We start from the raw sequence: 15,820 nt of genomic DNA on the forward strand, positions 1-15,820 counted from the left end.
CAGATAACTTACTTCTCTATATTCTCAGCGTGACGTTTTTCTATCGTTCGCTTTAACCAATCTGCAAAGGGCGCACTGCCTTGTGGCTGATGCAGCAACAAATTGTCTTGTTTTGGTAAATGAGCCAGATTGCTGATATTGTGAGCCGTAACGCCCAGAATCAGCCATTGATCTGCAACCTCGACCACCATGATTTTTTCGCGGCTGCCTACACTGATGCCACCGATTACCTTCATCGCAATTTTATTGCTAGTACTGATGGGCCCTAGGCGCTTCATAAACCATGCCGCAAGCACCATAAGGCCAATTACTACAAATAATGCCAATCCGATTTGTAGCAGACCCACTCCAGGGGACACCACATTACTTTCTGCGCCATAGCTGGCACTGCTGCTCAGTGCGCAAAAAAGAGGAAATAGCAGACGCCAGTTAAATTTTTTCATTTATTTAATTTACGAATACGTTCTGCCGGTGTGACAATATCTGTCAGGCGGATACCAAATTTATCATTCACCACAACCACTTCACCCTGAGCGATCAGGCAGCCATTGACGAGCACATCCATTGGCTCACCTGCGAGCCCATCAAGTTCTACCACTGAGCCTTGAGCAAGTTGTAACAAATTTTTAATAGCGATCTTAGTGCGTCCCAGTTCTACTGTTAACTGAACAGGAATATCTAAGATGAAATCAATGTCGTTATGTGTTTCAGTCGCAGGTGATTTACTGCTGAATTCTTTGAAAACAGCAGTCGTTGGTGTTGCAGCAGCTTTTTCAGCCGCAGCAGCTTCTGCTTTCTCTTGCTCGGCAATTGCGGCACCCCAATCGTCTTCGCTGATAGGGATATCTTCGTTTTCATCCATGATTTTCTCCTTGTGCGACTTCCTGAACGCTGGAGCTGATCAGCTTCTCAACGCGCAATGCATATTGTCCATTAAAAACCCCGTATTTACATTCCATGACCGGGGTTCCATCTACTTTTGCAGAGATAACATCAGGTATCGACAATGGAATGACATCGCCTTCTTTCATATTTAATATATCTCCGAGAGTGACTTTAGTCGTTCCCAAATCCGCCACTATCTCTACTTCAGCGATCTGAATTTGCTGGGTCATTAAACGTACCCAACGTTTATCGACTTCCAGAGTTTCACCTTGCAAGCTACTGGTCAGAATGTCCCTGATAGGTTCTATCATTGAATAAGGCATGCAAATATGCATTTCGCCGCTGACAGGACCAAGCTCTACGGTAAATGTTGTCGATACAACGACTTCATTTGGCGTGGCGATATTGGCAAACTGTGTATTCATTTCGGAACGTATGTATTCAAACTCTATCGGGTAAACTGGTTCCCAGGATTTTGAATAAGTTTCGAAAATGATCTCAAGAATCCGATGGATAATTCTTTGCTCGGTCTGAGTGAAATCACGACCCTCAACACGCGTGTGAAAGCGGCCATCACCACCGAACAGATTATCGACAATCAAAAATACCAATCCAGGATCAAGCACAATCAACGAAGTACCTCGTAAGGGCTTCATATGAACCAGATTCAAATTCGTCGGAACCACCAGATTACGAATAAATTCGCTGTATTTAGATACCCTTACGGTGCCGACCGAAACCTCTGCGCTACGTCTTAAAAAATTAAATAAACCTATTCTCAGCAAGCGTGCAAAGCGTTCATTGATAATTTCCAGCGTTGGCATACGCCCACGAACGATCCGCTCTTGCGTCGCAAGATTGTAGGGGCGAACCCCGGAAGTATCTTCCTGAGATTGCGAATCGTCCTGATCTCCCGTAACGCCTTTTAAAAGAGCATCAACTTCTTCCTGGGAGAGAAAATTATCAGACATAGTTATTGGATAACAAATGAAGTAAAGAAAACGCCACTGACTTTTTGTGCGTCACCTTTGGCAGAAAAAGGCTGACTGACTCTATCCACAATTTCACTGACTAATTGTTCCTTGCCGTCAGAAGTCAGTATTTCTGACGCGTCTTTACTTGACAGTAGTAATAGCAGTCGGCTGCGTACCTGTGGCATATTCGCTTTGATGAGGTTAACTTGTTCATCATCCTGAACTTGCAATGTCATTGTGACTTGCAGATATTTGTCGCCCTCTTGTGATTGCAAATTAACGACAAATGGCTCTAGTGGTAAGAATACAGGCGCTTTTGCGGGTTCTGCTTTGTGTTCTTTTTCTTTTGAAGCTGAATTTTTTTTCGATAAGAAAAACGCCGCCCCACCGCCGACACCGCCGAGCACAAGAACAGCTGCGGCGATGATGATAATCAGTTTCTTCTTTGACTTGCCCGCAGGTGCGGCATCTCCCGATGCTGCTGCAGCTTTAGCAGGTGCTTTTGCCATGGTTTTCCTCTCAACTGGCAATGGTTGCCATGTTTTTGCATATTATCTGTGAAATCAGGCTGGTGATATCTCAAAAGAAGAAGGTAAAACCTCCTTCATCTTTTGTTTTCAATTCAGTCCTGAGCTTGTCTCTACGAATGACGAGACTAGCTCAGCCGCTGATCAGCCAACGGCTCTCATTCTACATGCTTGAGCGGCAATTTTTCAAAAAGACGCTTACACGAACGTGTCTACCATGCCAATTTTTGTGCTGGCACGCTGTACTGGGGCTGGGAGCGGATCGGATGTCAGGTTGTTGGCGGTGCGTGTATTGAATATTGCCTGGCGATTGGATTGTTCCTGCTGCTGCCCGGCAAAGCCTTGACCTTGATTGGATGCCTGGGTGTTGACGGAGAAACCAGAGAGTTGTACGCCAGCATCACTCATCATTTGGCGCAAGCGAGGTAATGCTGATTCCAGCGCTTCTCTTACCTCTGGCTGAGCGGAGAAAAAGTTGGCACTCGCCTGGTCATTGGTCACGTTCAACACTACCTGCAGAGGGCCGAGATCGGGTGGGTTCAGTGTTAACTCAGCAGACTGCATGCTTTCTCCGACCATCCATAATACTTTTTGTCCAACCGCTTTATCCCATCCGGCAACGCCTACCCGGGGTGCTATCTGGTCGCTGGAAGTTACTCCCGGTGTCGTTGTTGTTACGTTACTGGTAGTTGCAGCTGCCACATTCGGTGCTGGGGTAATAGTTTGTTTATCCTGAATGGATTCAGTAACTTTGGCTGCCGATAATTGTTGCGCAAATGTTTCTTTTGATGTGACGTCTTTGCTGACACCGATGTCCTTGGTATCAATGGCTTTGTTATCTTGTTGAGCGGCCACACTTACTTTATTTTTTGCCGCATCAGCATCATCGCTTGCAAGATCTGTTTTCGCATCGTTAGCAGTGTTATTGACGGGATCAGTTTTTTTATTAGCATCAGCGCTGGCATCTATCGTTGGCAGATGTTGCACGGATGTTTGCGCCATGATCCCGCTCGTAGACATAGTGCTGCCAGTAGTGCCATCAGACGTATTGTCGGAGGCTGCTGTCGTTTTCTGAATAACCGGCTTTTTTGCTGCGTCACCGGATGCTTTTTGCATGGATTCTAATTTTGCTTTGATATCTGCGGGCACGTCAGTAGATATTTTTTGCAATTTATCCTCATCAGGAGATATCTTCAGACCAGGTGTTTTTTTTGTGTCGGTAATATCTGCCGCTGTCGCCAATTCTTTATCATTGAATGGCAATACGGAATCTGTGCCTGTGATTGATGAATCAGCTGCCGCGACAGTCAGAGACGTTGTTTCTACCGGGGTAGTAGATTGGTCTTCACTACCTTTTGCGTTTGCAGGTTTGACTGCTGTTGGGGTCAGATTGCCCATCAATGCAAGTAATTGTGCGCCGGCATTTTGTGCTTGCTCTGTACTGTTTGCCTGTTGATCAGTTTGATCTTCTTCTGATTGCTGTGTACTTTTTGTGCCGTCGGACTGCTTCTCGACATTGGTATCTGCCGATGATTTGCTTGCCTGCATTGGCTGGGACGGCGTTGGCGCAGGAGAGGGAGCTTTATTGTTGATCTTATTATTATTATTATTATTGGCTCCGTAGTTTTGATTGCTGCTGGTATAGGTATTCTTTTGTGATGATATTTCTTTGCTCAGCAGTTGGTTAAACGACGCCTGATTGGTACTTTGTGTCAGTACATTCACCGACGCCTTATTCGTCTTGACGCTATTGATCTGATTGTCGATGTTGGTCGAAATTGTCGTCGTTTGCATGGCGAATACCTTGTTAAAGCGAGGGACTAACGTTTATAAAAATAGGATCGTGCAGCTGATTCGTCTGTCTGCTTTTGATCTTGTTTTGCTTCTTTTGCCAACTGAACACTTTGTGCCCGGTGATGTAATGTGTTGTAAGACAAGCGCTTTTTTTCACTGCCTTGCCACATATTTTTTGCAAGTTGAATCTTATGTTCCGCATCCGCAACCACTTGTCTTTGCCCTTCAATGGCACCATCAAGTTTGCCGATGAAAGACATGAAATTGCCATACTGTGCTGCACTTAAACCTTTGGCTGCGCCGTCCTGAAATCGTTGCGCATAATCGTCACGGTACTGGATCAATAAATTCAGTTTATTCTCAGTCTCCTCATGAGCACGGATCATCCTGCCCAGATGTTTGGCCGCTTCATCAGTGGCTTTTTCTGCCAACTCGATCAATGTGCTGATAGGCGATTTTTGTGCCATGTTGTTCTAAGTATAGTATTTAGAAAGTCGCACCTATCCTTGGAATAGAGCCCGAAGTTCCTCTAAGCTCTCCGGTATGCCACATTTTTGCAATATATCTTGCTGCAAAAATGCAACTATTCGGGGGTGTAATCGTATTGCTTCATCCAATAATGGGTCTGAGCCAGGCGCATATGCGCCAACACTGATCAGGTCTCTGCTACGTTCATAGCGAGAATACAATTGTTTTAAACGCCGAGATAGCTGCTGATGTTCGTGCGTAGTGATACTGTGCATGGCTCGACTGATCGATTGTTCAATATCAATGGCGGGATAATGGCCACTTTCGGCCAGTGTTCTGTTTAATACAATATGCCCGTCAAGAATCGCACGGGCAGAATCTGCAATAGGATCTTGTTGATCATCGCCTTCCGTTAACACGGTATAAAAAGCGGTAATAGAACCGCCGCCCTCTTTGCCATTCCCTGCGCGTTCTACTAAAACGGGTAGTTTGGCAAAGACTGAGGGAGGATATCCTTTGGTGGCAGGTGGCTCACCAATGGCGAGCGCAATCTCACGCTGTGCCATGGCGTAACGTGTCAGCGAATCCATGATTAATAATACGCTTTGTCCCTGATCGCGAAAATATTCGGCGATCGTGGTTGCGTAGGCGGCACCTTGCAAGCGCAATAATGGCGGGGCATCAGCAGGGGCAGCAACAACGACTGATCGCGCTAAACCTTCAGGCCCCAGGATTTGTTCGATAAACTCCTTTACCTCGCGTCCCCGTTCGCCGATCAGGCCAACGACGATGACATCTGCGGTGGTATATCTGGCCATCATGCCAAGTAACATACTCTTACCGACGCCTGAGCCAGCAAATAGCCCAAGACGCTGACCGCGCCCCACGCTCAACATGCTGTTAATTGCCCTGACTCCCACATCCAGGGTTTCTGAAATAGGCGCTCGTTCCAGCGGGTTGTATATGCGTGCGCCAAGTGGGGCGGAGGCGCTGTTATGCAATGGCCCCAGGGTATCAAGCGGTCTGCCATTGCCATCTAATACTCTGCCCAGAAGTTCGTAGCCGACCGGGAGGTGGCGGCTACGGTCACTTGGGCGTCGTTTAGGGTGTGTTCCATTGTCAACTTGCGAAATTTCCGCTGGAAAAACAGGCGATCCTGGCGTCACTCCATCAAGATCGCTATGTGGCATCAGAAATAAGCGATCTCCGTCAAAACCAACTACTTCGGCATCAATATGCATGCCACTTTGCAAATGGATGGAGCAGGCGCTGCCAACCGGTAAACGTAATCCAACCGCTTCCATCACCAGACCTGTTACCTTGGTCACCCGACCTGCAAGTGTTGCTGCATGGGCATGAGTAATGCGTTCTTTGCCGGTGTTCAGCAGAGATTTCCATTCGTTTGTCAGTGTGGCTTCCATAGCATTAATCCGACTTTGACAAATTCTTTTTCAATAACTCAGTTAAATGACTCCAGCGCGTTTCGTAACTGGAATCAAGCAGATTGTGTGAGGTTTCAATCTTGCATCCACCGCGTTCCTGTTGCGGGTCATTCACAATCCGCCAGCCAGCATTGCTTAAACTGGTGCCGATTTTATCTTTGACAATCAACGCATCATCTGGATGCATCAGTATTTGAGCCTGTTGTTGAGCGAGTGGCAGCTGCTCAATGGCATCCTGCACAATGGGAATAATGGCATCATGGTCAAGTTCGAATTTTACCTTCAACATCGCTTCGGCTAATTCTATTGCCAGGCTCAGCAGACTTTCGCCCATTTCTTTACCTGCAGACTGCATCTCGTGAGCAAAATTTAATGTCAGTTGTTCCAGCGCATTCAATTCTTTTTGAGCATGTTCTTCTGTAGACGCATAACCGGCTTCCTGACCTTCTCTCAGCCCTCGTTCATAGGCTTCCTGATAGCCTGCGGAATACCCCTCTTGCCTCGCGTGTTCACGAATTGCATCGATTTCAGCTTCACTAAAGGTGGGAAGGGGGGCTGGTGGCGGTGGGGGCGCTTCTTCTACATGCGATGTGTGTCTTGTATCGCCGAAGGAGGTCATTTCCCAACGTTGAAAAGCGGATAACTCACCCTTGGAGATAATGCTAGACATAGGCATCCTCGCCTTTTGCTCCCAACATAATCTGACCTTCATCAGCCAAGCGTCTGACAATCAACAAGATTTGTTTTTGTTGCGCCTCGACCTCAGACAGACGCACTGGGCCTTTGGATTCCAGATCCTCACGCATCATTTCTGCCGCACGTTGTGACATGTTTTTAAAGATTTTTTCACGCATATCCTGATTCGCTCCTTTCAGAGCAATGATTAATGAATCAGACTGCACTTCGCGCAGCAGTAACTGTATGCCTTTGTCATCAATCTCCATGATATTGTCAAAGACGAACATCTCGTCCATGATTTTTTCGGCCATATCACCATCGTACTTGCGTAAATTATCCATGACAGAGGCTTCGTTTTCTCCGCTCATGAAGTTGAGAATTTCCGCTGCAGCCCTTACGCCGCCAATGGATTTTTTCTTCAGGCTTTCATTTCCGGTCAATAACTTGGTCAGCACGTCATTCAGTTCGCGCAACGCTGTAGGTTGAATACCATCCAGAGTGGCAATTCGCAATACGACATCGTTGCGCAGACGTTCAGAGAAATTATTTAAAATTTCACAAGCCTGATCGCTTTCGAGGTGAACCAGAATTGTCGCGATAATTTGCGGATGCTCATTTTTAATCAATTCTGCTACCGATGGCGAGTCCATCCATTTCAGACTTTCGATACCACTCGCGTCTTTACCGCCTAAAATGCGGTTGAGCAGGGATGCTGCTTTGTCATCACCGAGTGCTTTTGTCAGTACATTGCGAATATATTCGTCTGAATCAAGGCCGACTGAAGAACTGACGTTAGCGGCAGCCTTGAATTCCTCCAGTACTTTGGCAATATTTTCGTGTGGAATAGCACCGATTGTTGCCATCGCAGCACCAATTTTCTGCACCTCCCGAGGGCCCAGATATTTCATGACCTCGGCAGCGCCATCTTCACCCAGAGCCAACATAAATGTGGCTGCCTTCATTACGCCGTCGTCACTCATTGCTCACCCATGTTTTGATTACATTTGCCACGATTTTAGGATCTTGTTTAGCCAGCTCTCTCGCTAATTCCAGATTGATTTCATAGCTTGATAATTGCTTTTCTGCATGCGCTTCAGCTTCACCTGATAGTTCCACGACGGAATCTTCATCTTCTTCCTCTTCTTCCGCCTGCAATTTCGCTGCTGCTTCCGCTTCAGCTGCGGCAGCCGCTTCTGCTTTTAACTCTGCCTTGGTTTTCTTGCCCATGATTTTATAGAGCATGGGTTTGAGATAACCAAAGAACAGGTACGCCAAGGCGATGCCAACCAGCAGATACTTGCCCAACTCTTTTGCCAGCAGCAGATTTTCCGGTTGTTTCCACAATGGTATATCCACTATAGGTTCTTTTTCAGGGCCGGCAAAGGGACTGTTGACGACATTCAGCGTATCTCCACGATCTTTATTAAAGCCCATCGCTTCCCGTGCTAGATCGGTAATTTGCGTTTTCTCAATATCGGTCAACGGCCTTGGTACAATTTTTCCGGATTTATCGGTTTCATTTTTGTAATTGACCACGACGGCGACCGTGATACGCTTGACGCCACCCATTGGTTGTTGCGTATAACGAATCGTTTTATCCACTTCATAATTAACCGTGGAGTCTTTTTGCATCAAGCCAGCGTTGGACGCTGATGTTGATTGTGCAGCTCCGCTTGCGACGATAGGCGCGGTAGCTGGAACCGGTGGCTGGTTGCTTAATGCTCCCGGAATGCCGGATGGATTGTTGTTTTTATTATATGTTTCGCTGGATTGCTGACTACGAATCGTTGATGCTTCTGGTGGGGAATTGGGGCGATAACTTTCGGCCGCTTGTTCACTACGGGAAAAATCAATATCGGCAGTAGCCTCGGCTCGCACATTGTTAGGGCCAACGATAGGAGAGATGATCGACTCTATGCGTTTGACGATATTTTGTTGAAATTCCTGTACGTACTTCAGTTGGGATGGATCGAGATTGTTATTCATTCCCTGTTTAGACATCTCTGATAGCAGATTCCCATTTTGATCTACTACCGTCACATTTTTCGTTGTTAATTCAGGGACGCTGCTAGCCACCAGATGCAGGATGGCACTGACCTGTTGCTGATCCAGAATGCGGTTAGGATATAAATTCAATAAAACTGACGCAGTTGGTTTTTGCTGTTCGCGAATAAACACCGATGCTTTTGGCATGGCAAGATGCACGCGTGCGGTTTGTACTGCAGATACTGCTTGTATCGATTTTGCCAATTCGCCTTCTAGCGCACGCTGAAAGTTCACTTGTTCGAGAAATTGGGAGATACCTAGTTTCTGGTTTTCCATTAATTCAAACCCAACATTGCCGCCTTTGGGTAGACCTTGGGATGCCAGTTTTAAGCGTGCGTCGTGTACTTGATTGGATGGAACCAGAATGGCATTTCCGCCTTCAGAGTACTTGTAAGGAACATTCATCTGTTGCAATGAGGCGACGATGGCGCCGCCATCGCGATCATTGAAATTGGAAAACAAAACTTTGTATTCTGGTTGCTGGCTCCATAGCCATACGCCAACCATCAATGCCAATGTGATTGCAGCACCAACAGAGAGCAATACGTTTCGCATTGCTGGTGTTTGTGGGAGTCCGAATAATTTGGGAACTGGTGTTTCTTCCAGTGGCGGTATCGCGACATTTTCAGCGGTTGCCATAAGTCACCTTATGTTGGATCGTTGTCGTCATTGTATGCAGCGTTTTCATAGTGCGTAGTGGTTTTTTCCTTGATACCGATTATGTCTCTAAATGGTAAATCCAATCTCAGGAAAAGCAACTGTTTACTGTATCTAATCTTCGTTAGAACTTTTATTGCGGGTGGTAATGTTGATACCGGACTATGTTAAGTTTTTGCGGGAGAATAAAATGGCAATAGGAGGGATCGACAGATCCAGTATTGATGCAATGGTGGCTCAGCTGAAAGCAACCGCAGCGAGGATGGAGGCGGGAGCTGGCGTCAGCAAGAGTCAGGACGCTTCAGCACCAGCCAGAGTTGATTTTGCTGATGCGTTGAAAGCCTCGCTGGATCAGGTCAATCAGGTACATCAGGCCTCTGATAAATTAGGACAGCGATTTGCGATGGGTGATGACAAAGTCAGTTTGTCAGACGTCATGATTTCTATGCAAAAAGCCAATATCTCGTTCCAGACGACGGTACAGGTCAGAAATAAGCTGGTATCGGCATACCATGACATCATGAATATGCAGATTTAGTGTCTAGTGGAATACTGTGTTGATATCAGCGAATGCCAGTCAGTTTGGCATTTCGCTCACGTTCCAGCTTCATAATGTAGCGTTGAATACTTGCCAGGACAGTGTTGGACATATTGATGAATTGACACCCAACCCGACGGTTTGTTTTGCCATTCAGTAAAATTAAATCTTGTGAATTACGCACTTGCAGTACAACATCTACCATGCCGATGGTGGGCAGATCTAATTTACAGTGTTCGTAAGTCAGTCCTGTTGTGTTATCCAGTAATTTTTTTTCATCCAGCACAGCGATGCCGCCACAACTGATATCCACCAGTGTCAGTTTTGCGGTTTCTATACGCTCTCCAACTTGAACTGGTATTAACGCCAACAAGGGTGTAGATAGTGGTGTGTTGATTCGATAGTACTCACGTCTTTGCAGGCGGATCAGACTAGTTGGAATGGAAAATTGCAATGCGGGTCTGGCTTCAAACACACAGCGTTGCACGCCACTGGACGAGAATTGAATCCCTATCTTATCAAGTAAGCCTTCAAAAGACACTCTTGGTGCTTCAACAACCCTTTGATTTGCCAACTGACTGGAGGCACTATCAATGATGACGATATTATTGGTGTCGTCGACTTCAAGTATGGAGGTAATAAAGACTTCTGAGCCGTTGTTAATCAACATGCTGATTAACTGGTTGCTGTCTCTCAACCCTCTCAATAATGAAATGATTTCTCTGCGCGAGTCAACTTGGTAGGGGCTTTGATTTTCGGTCCCTAATGGAGGGGAAGATTGCATTTTATTATAATCACATTCAAAAATTTGGAAGGGCTGTCACGCCTTTCATTGCCCAGACACCTCCGAAAGTGTCCCCGACTTTTCGGTGTCGATATGGTATAGCCAAGCGAGCAGTTCTGCAACAGCGCGATAGAGTGCTGGCGGAATATCGTGATCAAGATCTACCTTCATGAGCAAAGATACAAGCTCTGTCGATTGGTGCACATGAATGCCGTGTTCCTTGGCACGCTTGATAATCTCTTCTGCGATGAGTCCTTTGCCTTTAGCAACTACACGTGGTGCGCTGTTACCTGTTTGATATGCGAGTGCAACCGCACTTTTTGCTGGGGGATTAGCCTTCGTCATGTTGATTCACGGTCAGGATCTGCAGCGTGCTGCCGCTCAATTCCAGCGCAGAAGCGAGTTCTGGTACGTGCAGCTTCAAGGCACTCACAGTATCTGTCTGATCTGCTCTTAAACGCATGGCAATTTGATTGCCTTGTAATTGCAGTGTTGCAGAAATGCTTCCTAAATGTGGTAATTCAAAATGGACAACGCTTTGCCAGGAATCGTTGGTCTCTTCAGGAATCATCTTGTTGTGGGATTTATCTTTACTGATATTCCATTCCATTTTTTGTCCGGGAAATAATTCTCCCTGCCAATGAATGCTTTGTTGCTCCAGCACGCTTAATTGTTGATGAATGAGTTGAGTCAGATTTTTATTGACGTTCAGAAGCGCTGCATTATCTTCATTCGTTTTAACTATCGTCTGAGTCTGTGCTTGCGGCTCTTTTAATATATCGTTGGTACTTCTCAAGCCTTGAGTCCACTCAGCAAGATGCGACTCATAGAAGAGGCCACTACTACTGATTTTATTTTCCAGTGCTTTTGCAGTTTGCCCAGTATCTTTCAAGTCTGCTGCGCTGTTAAGTACTGCTGATTGACCTATCAAGTCAGTACGAATATTTTGTGGCTCTTGATGCAATACTTGTGTGATCAGTTTTGCAGCATTGCTCAAGACTGTTGGAGCACTGCTGTTTTGTGCTGGGGCGTCGTTGATATGTGAGCCGACATCTGTTTTTGTCCCAGCTATATCTTTTGCTGCATTAGTTTGAATCTGGTTTGTCGCACCAGTATTGGTACCAGTAATTTTTTCTGAGCCAGGTCGAGTCAATCCCTGTTGAACACTGTCAGGCAAAACTTTTTCTTCTATCGCCTGTTCTTCAACATAGATTGCTGGCTTTGGTGGTCCTTTGCCGACGTTATCGTAGGTCGTAGGCAAATCTTCATGTTGTGTCAGTATGTCAGCGGCAATTGCACGCTTTTGTGGTGATGTTACATCTACGGTGTCCGATGCTGCACCGGGAGGCAGATCATGTGGAATGTTTGCCTGATCCAGCAGAAAAGTTGGACGGGGAGAGCTGGATACGAGTCTGAATGGTAGCGATTCCCCGACTTTGCTACCTTCGGGTAAGCGCATTCTGGTAACAATGTCTGCCACTCTGACGGTATATGTGCCATCTTGCAGGTGTGACAGTATTTCACCTTGTAGTCGCTGACCCACCGCAAGCTGAGCAAGCTTGGGAATAATTTCTTGCTTGGTCTCAGCTATCGTTGCGGCAGCGTTTGGCGCCTCAATTGTGACAGGCGGCCTGGTGAGTATATCCAGCCGGTAAGGCATATGATCAAGCCGTGCTTCCGGCCCCGTAAGTGCTAGATAACTTGCGTGTGGTACTGGAATTTTTCATTAAATTAGATAATTCAAGCATCCAGGGTTCCGTGATGTCGCGTATTTCTTTGTCATCTGCCAGAATTTTTTTAATTACGCGGATTTTTCTTTCTTTGAGTTCCGGCGTCAGTAAGCTGTTCGTTTCACTATCACGAATTCTTTGTACTTTGGAAGTGCAGTCAGTTTCCAATTTCGTTAATAACTCCCAATCCCGACCGCGTGCAGCATTCAGCATTTGATCAGTAATGACAGCGATATTTTCATATAAATCGATAATTTCTAAACTATCCATCATGAGTCAAGCCTCAAAAACGTGGGTTGAGCGTGGTTGCAGGGGGTCTGGCTGATATGCAGCTTGTTGCTGGGAAATGGGTGTTTCTGGAGCAATGGCTTCCCAGGTATTTTTCAGATCTCGTAATAAGTTTTGGACTTCGAGCAATTTAGCTTCTTCATTGTTCAAATTGCCAAGAAGGAGTTGTCTGCTCATATACTCGTAGAGAGCATCCAGATTCAATGCGATTTCGCCACCGACTCGTTTATCCAGACTTGCCCGTAATCCATTATCAATGATGGATATAGCGTGTGAGATAGAGCGGCCTTTTGCTGCTATTTCGCGTTTTTGCATCTGCTGTAGTGCATTGCCCACTGCAACGATTGCACCATCAAACAGCATCACGATAAGTTTGTGTGGGCTTGCCGCAATCACGCCAGTCTCTTCACTGATCTTTGAGTACGCATTTGCTCCATATGGTTTTGATGAGCCAAACATAGCTTGTCCTTTATTGTTACTTTGTCGTTACTACTTATTTGTCGAACCGTTCAAAACACCGATTTGTGAAGTCAGGAAACTTTGTGTTGCATTCAAATTGGAAATGATCGTATCGAGCGATGAATATTGTGCTTGCAGACGGGCTTGCGTCAGCGCCAATCGGGCGTTCAGATCGGTGGTCTGTTTTTGCAGAGTAGTTAAAGTGCTATTAATTCCTTTGGTGGCACTGCTGATCAGGCCTGTCGTTCCTAAAAAGCTACTCGCAAGATTGTTTAGTTTATAAGCGTAGCCTTGAGAGAAATTGACCGTTCCCCGCGCGCCTGTTGCCCCACCATTCACAACCACTTGCAACCCTTCAGAAGGGGAGCCCGTTGCTCCGGTCAGGATTTGTCCCAACCCTGTTGCCACCACGCCATTTAAAGTACCACTAACATTTTTACCTGTTGTGCCAGAAGTAACGCTTCCAGTTAACGAAGAAACGGTTGTGCCAGTATTATTTGTCAGGCTGACGGTTGATGCGCTGCCATAGCTTCCGGAGGTGATTTTTAAAAAACCGTTGGTATCTATGGATGCTGTTACTGATACTCCAAGATTGGAGAAACTGGATGTGCCATTAATAGATGACTGTATCATCGCCGATAACTGCGAGGCAGTATAGTTGCCCGCTGCCAGATTAACTGTGCCTGTCAGCCCATCAATTTTGACATCAATTTTTGTGCCCGCGGCAATGGTTGTCGATGATGTATTCAGATTAACATCGCCAGTCAACACTCCTTGGGTCGCAATCTGGGTGACATTGAGTGCATAGTTGCCGGGTTGAGTTGCTGATGTTGAGCCGGACAAACTCGTTAAGCTATCGGTTGTTTTGCCTATCGCGGCAAATAGACCTCCGACATCACTGAAATTATTAGACAGCGCAGTCTGAAGTTTGCTGGAGTCAACAGCGAGTGAGCCATCTTTCTGAAACGTGACGCCAATTTGCGCCAGGCTGGTAAGTCCGCCACCTAAACCATTGACTGCAGTTGATAAGGTGTTGCGAACCTGATTCTGTATGGCTTGTGTAGTCGGGTCGCCCAGTAATGCTCCAGCTACTTTGGTTGTTGGGTTATAAGAGGTTAGCTGAGAAATAGTGCTGTTCAGACTGTTATATGCCGAGACAAAGGAATTGATGCTGTTTTGTACTGATGCGGTATTCGTTGTGACACTGACAGAAGTCGTGCCTATTTTTTGAGCGGTTACAGTGACGCCTTGAATCGCAGTCCCGACTTTATTGCTGGGGCTGGTAATGGCGATGCCATTAATCGTCATATTGGCATTCTGGCCAGTCGTTACTTCTTTGAAATTCTGCGTTCCAGCAGGATCATTTGACAAGAGGCTTTGTAGTGCTGCATCTCCGGCAACGTCAATTTTGATACTTGAGTTTGCACCTGTGGCGCTTGAATTTAAGACTAAATGATAAGGTGTTGCGCTGCCATCGCCAACAATAGATGCATTGATGCCAATTTTTGCATTGTTGATGGCATCTCTGATGCCTTGCAATGAGTTATTGGTGCTGTCAATGGTGACAGTTCCCGTCGATTGAGTTGCGTCTTGCGTGAATGTTGCACCGGTATAAGCGCCACTTGCCAGTGTTCCTCCAGAAATGGTGCCGAACTGAAAACTCAGTGTTGTACTTGTTCCGCTGCCGATTGCAGAGGTTGTATTCAGTTGACCAGCACTGGAAATTGTTTGCGACTGTGCCAGTTGCGTCACATTGACATTGTAGCTGCCAGCGCTAGCGGTGCTACTCGCAGTAACAGACGCAATGGTGCTGTCGCTGGCAGTTGCTGCTAATGTTTTGAATGTTGAGCTGCTGCTGAGTGCGACTAAAGAAGACTGAAATGAGCTTACAGATCCACTCAGAGCGCCGAGTGCAGTCAGATCTGCCTGATAGCTCGTTTGTTTTTTCTGAATAGATAACAACGGCTGGCTCTCGATAGACATAAGCTTGCTGACAATGCCGCTGACATCAAGCCCAGAACCAATACCGGTGGATTGTATGGCCACAATAATTCTCCTTTGATAGCCCCTACTATATCAAATATGGTTCTTATCCAATTGAGACGACAGAAGGGGTTTTCCCTGCTATTTTTAAAATATTGTTGCTGATTACACTTCTTGTTTAATCAGAACACCTTTCAATTTATCTAAAGATTTAGATATTTCAAGCGCTTCTTCTGTTGGAATTTGCCGCAAAACCTGATTAGTTTGCTGATCAATGATTTTAACGACAACACGCTTACTGTCAGTATCGACACTAAAGCGTAAATCTTGTGAATGCGATTGCATCGCTTTGTTGATATCGGCGACGGCCTTTTCTATTTGGCTTGCGTCAATTTTTTTATTATTTGTTTTATCAGAAGATGTTGTATTAGCAACGGCTGTGCTAACGGTGGGGGCAATATTGCTCTGACCAACATTGGTACTGATAGTTGCGCTTTTGTCGCTGATCAATTGCCCCGATTGAGGCGTGCTGCCAATCGATGGGATGTCCATGACCATTTCCTTCAA

General features: G+C 46.0%; 18 protein-coding genes. 1 reads left to right on the top strand and 17 read right to left on the bottom strand.

Annotated elements, in window-relative coordinates; all coding sequences use genetic code 11:
• Window positions 1-8 precede the first annotated feature (8 nt).
• The 10 genes from fliO to fliF form a co-directional block, all read right to left on the bottom strand.
• Window positions 9-443: a flagellar biosynthetic protein FliO gene (gene fliO, locus ACO0LB_RS05910; RefSeq protein ID WP_423047446.1), complete on the bottom strand. Its 435-nt coding sequence runs from the start codon at window positions 441-443 to the stop codon at window positions 9-11.
• Window positions 440-862: a flagellar motor switch protein FliN gene (gene fliN / locus ACO0LB_RS05915; RefSeq protein ID WP_423047448.1), complete on the bottom strand. Its 423-nt coding sequence runs from the start codon at window positions 860-862 to the stop codon at window positions 440-442. Before fliN ends, fliO begins: the two co-directional genes overlap by 4 nt.
• Window positions 855-1,856 carry a flagellar motor switch protein FliM gene (gene fliM / locus ACO0LB_RS05920; RefSeq protein ID WP_423047450.1) on the bottom strand — a complete coding sequence of 334 codons (1,002 nt, stop codon included), beginning with the start codon at window positions 1,854-1,856 and terminating at the stop codon, window positions 855-857. Before fliM ends, fliN begins: the two co-directional genes overlap by 8 nt.
• A gap of 2 nt (window positions 1,857-1,858) precedes the next feature.
• Entirely contained in the window at window positions 1,859-2,368 is a 510-nt protein-coding gene (fliL, locus tag ACO0LB_RS05925) for a flagellar basal body-associated protein FliL (protein ID WP_423047452.1), read from the bottom strand.
• 216 nt (window positions 2,369-2,584) lie between these two features.
• A complete protein-coding gene (locus tag ACO0LB_RS05930; RefSeq protein WP_423047454.1) occupies window positions 2,585-4,180 on the bottom strand; it encodes a flagellar hook-length control protein FliK in 1,596 nt (531 codons plus the stop codon).
• A 26-nt stretch (window positions 4,181-4,206) separates the two neighbouring features.
• Complete coding sequence (gene fliJ, locus ACO0LB_RS05935; protein ID WP_423047456.1) at window positions 4,207-4,647, bottom strand: flagellar export protein FliJ; 441 nt, start codon at window positions 4,645-4,647, stop codon at window positions 4,207-4,209.
• A 33-nt stretch (window positions 4,648-4,680) separates the two neighbouring features.
• Window positions 4,681-6,069 carry a flagellar protein export ATPase FliI gene (gene fliI, locus ACO0LB_RS05940; RefSeq protein WP_423047458.1) on the bottom strand — a complete coding sequence of 463 codons (1,389 nt, stop codon included), beginning with the start codon at window positions 6,067-6,069 and terminating at the stop codon, window positions 4,681-4,683.
• A 4-nt stretch (window positions 6,070-6,073) separates the two neighbouring features.
• Complete coding sequence (locus tag ACO0LB_RS05945; RefSeq protein WP_423047460.1) at window positions 6,074-6,760, bottom strand: flagellar assembly protein FliH; 687 nt, start codon at window positions 6,758-6,760, stop codon at window positions 6,074-6,076.
• Window positions 6,753-7,748, bottom strand: a complete 996-nt coding sequence (fliG, locus tag ACO0LB_RS05950) for a flagellar motor switch protein FliG (protein ID WP_423047462.1) — start codon at window positions 7,746-7,748, stop codon at window positions 6,753-6,755. The genes ACO0LB_RS05945 and fliG overlap by 8 nt, the downstream gene beginning before the upstream one ends.
• Window positions 7,741-9,453: a flagellar basal-body MS-ring/collar protein FliF gene (gene fliF, locus ACO0LB_RS05955; RefSeq protein ID WP_423047463.1), complete on the bottom strand. Its 1,713-nt coding sequence runs from the start codon at window positions 9,451-9,453 to the stop codon at window positions 7,741-7,743. Before fliF ends, fliG begins: the two co-directional genes overlap by 8 nt.
• 208 nt (window positions 9,454-9,661) lie before the next feature.
• Between fliF and fliE the strand changes: the two genes are divergently transcribed.
• Window positions 9,662-10,009, top strand: coding sequence for a flagellar hook-basal body complex protein FliE (fliE, locus tag ACO0LB_RS05960; RefSeq protein WP_423047465.1), 348 nt, complete (start codon window positions 9,662-9,664; stop codon window positions 10,007-10,009).
• 25 nt (window positions 10,010-10,034) lie between these two features.
• Here fliE and ACO0LB_RS05965 read toward each other — a convergent pair whose 3' ends face one another.
• The 7 genes from ACO0LB_RS05965 to ACO0LB_RS05995 all read right to left on the bottom strand — a co-directional run bounded on the left by ACO0LB_RS05965 (window position 10,035) and on the right by ACO0LB_RS05995 (window position 15,811).
• Complete coding sequence (locus tag ACO0LB_RS05965; protein WP_423047467.1) at window positions 10,035-10,793, bottom strand: flagellar brake protein; 759 nt, start codon at window positions 10,791-10,793, stop codon at window positions 10,035-10,037.
• 45 nt (window positions 10,794-10,838) lie between these two features.
• The gene (locus tag ACO0LB_RS05970; protein WP_423047469.1) at window positions 10,839-11,138 is read right to left on the bottom strand and encodes an EscU/YscU/HrcU family type III secretion system export apparatus switch protein; all 300 of its coding nucleotides are present in this window, start codon (window positions 11,136-11,138) and stop codon (window positions 10,839-10,841) included.
• Window positions 11,125-12,453, bottom strand: coding sequence for a flagellar hook-length control protein FliK (locus ACO0LB_RS05975; RefSeq protein WP_423047471.1), 1,329 nt, complete (start codon window positions 12,451-12,453; stop codon window positions 11,125-11,127). The genes ACO0LB_RS05970 and ACO0LB_RS05975 overlap by 14 nt, the downstream gene beginning before the upstream one ends.
• 4 nt (window positions 12,454-12,457) lie before the next feature.
• Window positions 12,458-12,796, bottom strand: coding sequence for a flagellar protein FliT (locus ACO0LB_RS05980; RefSeq protein WP_423047473.1), 339 nt, complete (start codon window positions 12,794-12,796; stop codon window positions 12,458-12,460).
• A 3-nt stretch (window positions 12,797-12,799) separates the two neighbouring features.
• Complete coding sequence (fliS, locus tag ACO0LB_RS05985) at window positions 12,800-13,270, bottom strand: flagellar export chaperone FliS (protein ID WP_423047475.1); 471 nt, start codon at window positions 13,268-13,270, stop codon at window positions 12,800-12,802.
• A 30-nt stretch (window positions 13,271-13,300) separates the two neighbouring features.
• Window positions 13,301-15,316, bottom strand: coding sequence for a flagellar filament capping protein FliD (gene fliD / locus ACO0LB_RS05990; protein ID WP_423047477.1), 2,016 nt, complete (start codon window positions 15,314-15,316; stop codon window positions 13,301-13,303).
• A gap of 102 nt (window positions 15,317-15,418) precedes the next feature.
• The gene (locus ACO0LB_RS05995; RefSeq protein ID WP_423047678.1) at window positions 15,419-15,811 is read right to left on the bottom strand and encodes a flagellar protein FlaG; all 393 of its coding nucleotides are present in this window, start codon (window positions 15,809-15,811) and stop codon (window positions 15,419-15,421) included.
• Window positions 15,812-15,820: the final 9 nt, after the last annotated feature.

The organism is Undibacterium sp. SXout7W (genome assembly GCF_049339385.1).
In the GTDB taxonomy this organism is placed as follows: domain Bacteria; phylum Pseudomonadota; class Gammaproteobacteria; order Burkholderiales; family Burkholderiaceae_D; genus Undibacterium.

Excerpts from the sequence above, each read along its gene's own strand:
- fliO (WP_423047446.1), bottom strand. The coding sequence starts at position 443 with ATGAAAAAATTTAACTGGCGTCTGCTATTTCCTCTTTTTTGCGCACTG.
- fliN (WP_423047448.1), bottom strand. The coding sequence starts at position 862 with ATGGATGAAAACGAAGATATCCCTATCAGCGAAGACGATTGGGGTGCC.
- fliM (WP_423047450.1), bottom strand. The coding sequence starts at position 1,856 with ATGTCTGATAATTTTCTCTCCCAGGAAGAAGTTGATGCTCTTTTAAAA.
- fliL (WP_423047452.1), bottom strand. The coding sequence starts at position 2,368 with ATGGCAAAAGCACCTGCTAAAGCTGCAGCAGCATCGGGAGATGCCGCA.
- ACO0LB_RS05930 (WP_423047454.1), bottom strand. The coding sequence starts at position 4,180 with ATGCAAACGACGACAATTTCGACCAACATCGACAATCAGATCAATAGC.
- fliJ (WP_423047456.1), bottom strand. The coding sequence starts at position 4,647 with ATGGCACAAAAATCGCCTATCAGCACATTGATCGAGTTGGCAGAAAAA.
- fliI (WP_423047458.1), bottom strand. The coding sequence starts at position 6,069 with ATGGAAGCCACACTGACAAACGAATGGAAATCTCTGCTGAACACCGGC.
- ACO0LB_RS05945 (WP_423047460.1), bottom strand. The coding sequence starts at position 6,760 with ATGTCTAGCATTATCTCCAAGGGTGAGTTATCCGCTTTTCAACGTTGG.
- fliG (WP_423047462.1), bottom strand. The coding sequence starts at position 7,748 with ATGAGTGACGACGGCGTAATGAAGGCAGCCACATTTATGTTGGCTCTG.
- fliF (WP_423047463.1), bottom strand. The coding sequence starts at position 9,453 with ATGGCAACCGCTGAAAATGTCGCGATACCGCCACTGGAAGAAACACCA.
- fliE (WP_423047465.1), top strand. The coding sequence starts at position 9,662 with ATGGCAATAGGAGGGATCGACAGATCCAGTATTGATGCAATGGTGGCT.
- ACO0LB_RS05965 (WP_423047467.1), bottom strand. The coding sequence starts at position 10,793 with ATGCAATCTTCCCCTCCATTAGGGACCGAAAATCAAAGCCCCTACCAA.
- ACO0LB_RS05970 (WP_423047469.1), bottom strand. The coding sequence starts at position 11,138 with ATGACGAAGGCTAATCCCCCAGCAAAAAGTGCGGTTGCACTCGCATAT.
- ACO0LB_RS05975 (WP_423047471.1), bottom strand. The coding sequence starts at position 12,453 with ATGCCTTACCGGCTGGATATACTCACCAGGCCGCCTGTCACAATTGAG.
- ACO0LB_RS05980 (WP_423047473.1), bottom strand. The coding sequence starts at position 12,796 with ATGATGGATAGTTTAGAAATTATCGATTTATATGAAAATATCGCTGTC.
- fliS (WP_423047475.1), bottom strand. The coding sequence starts at position 13,270 with ATGTTTGGCTCATCAAAACCATATGGAGCAAATGCGTACTCAAAGATC.
- ACO0LB_RS05995 (WP_423047678.1), bottom strand. The coding sequence starts at position 15,811 with ATGGTCATGGACATCCCATCGATTGGCAGCACGCCTCAATCGGGGCAA.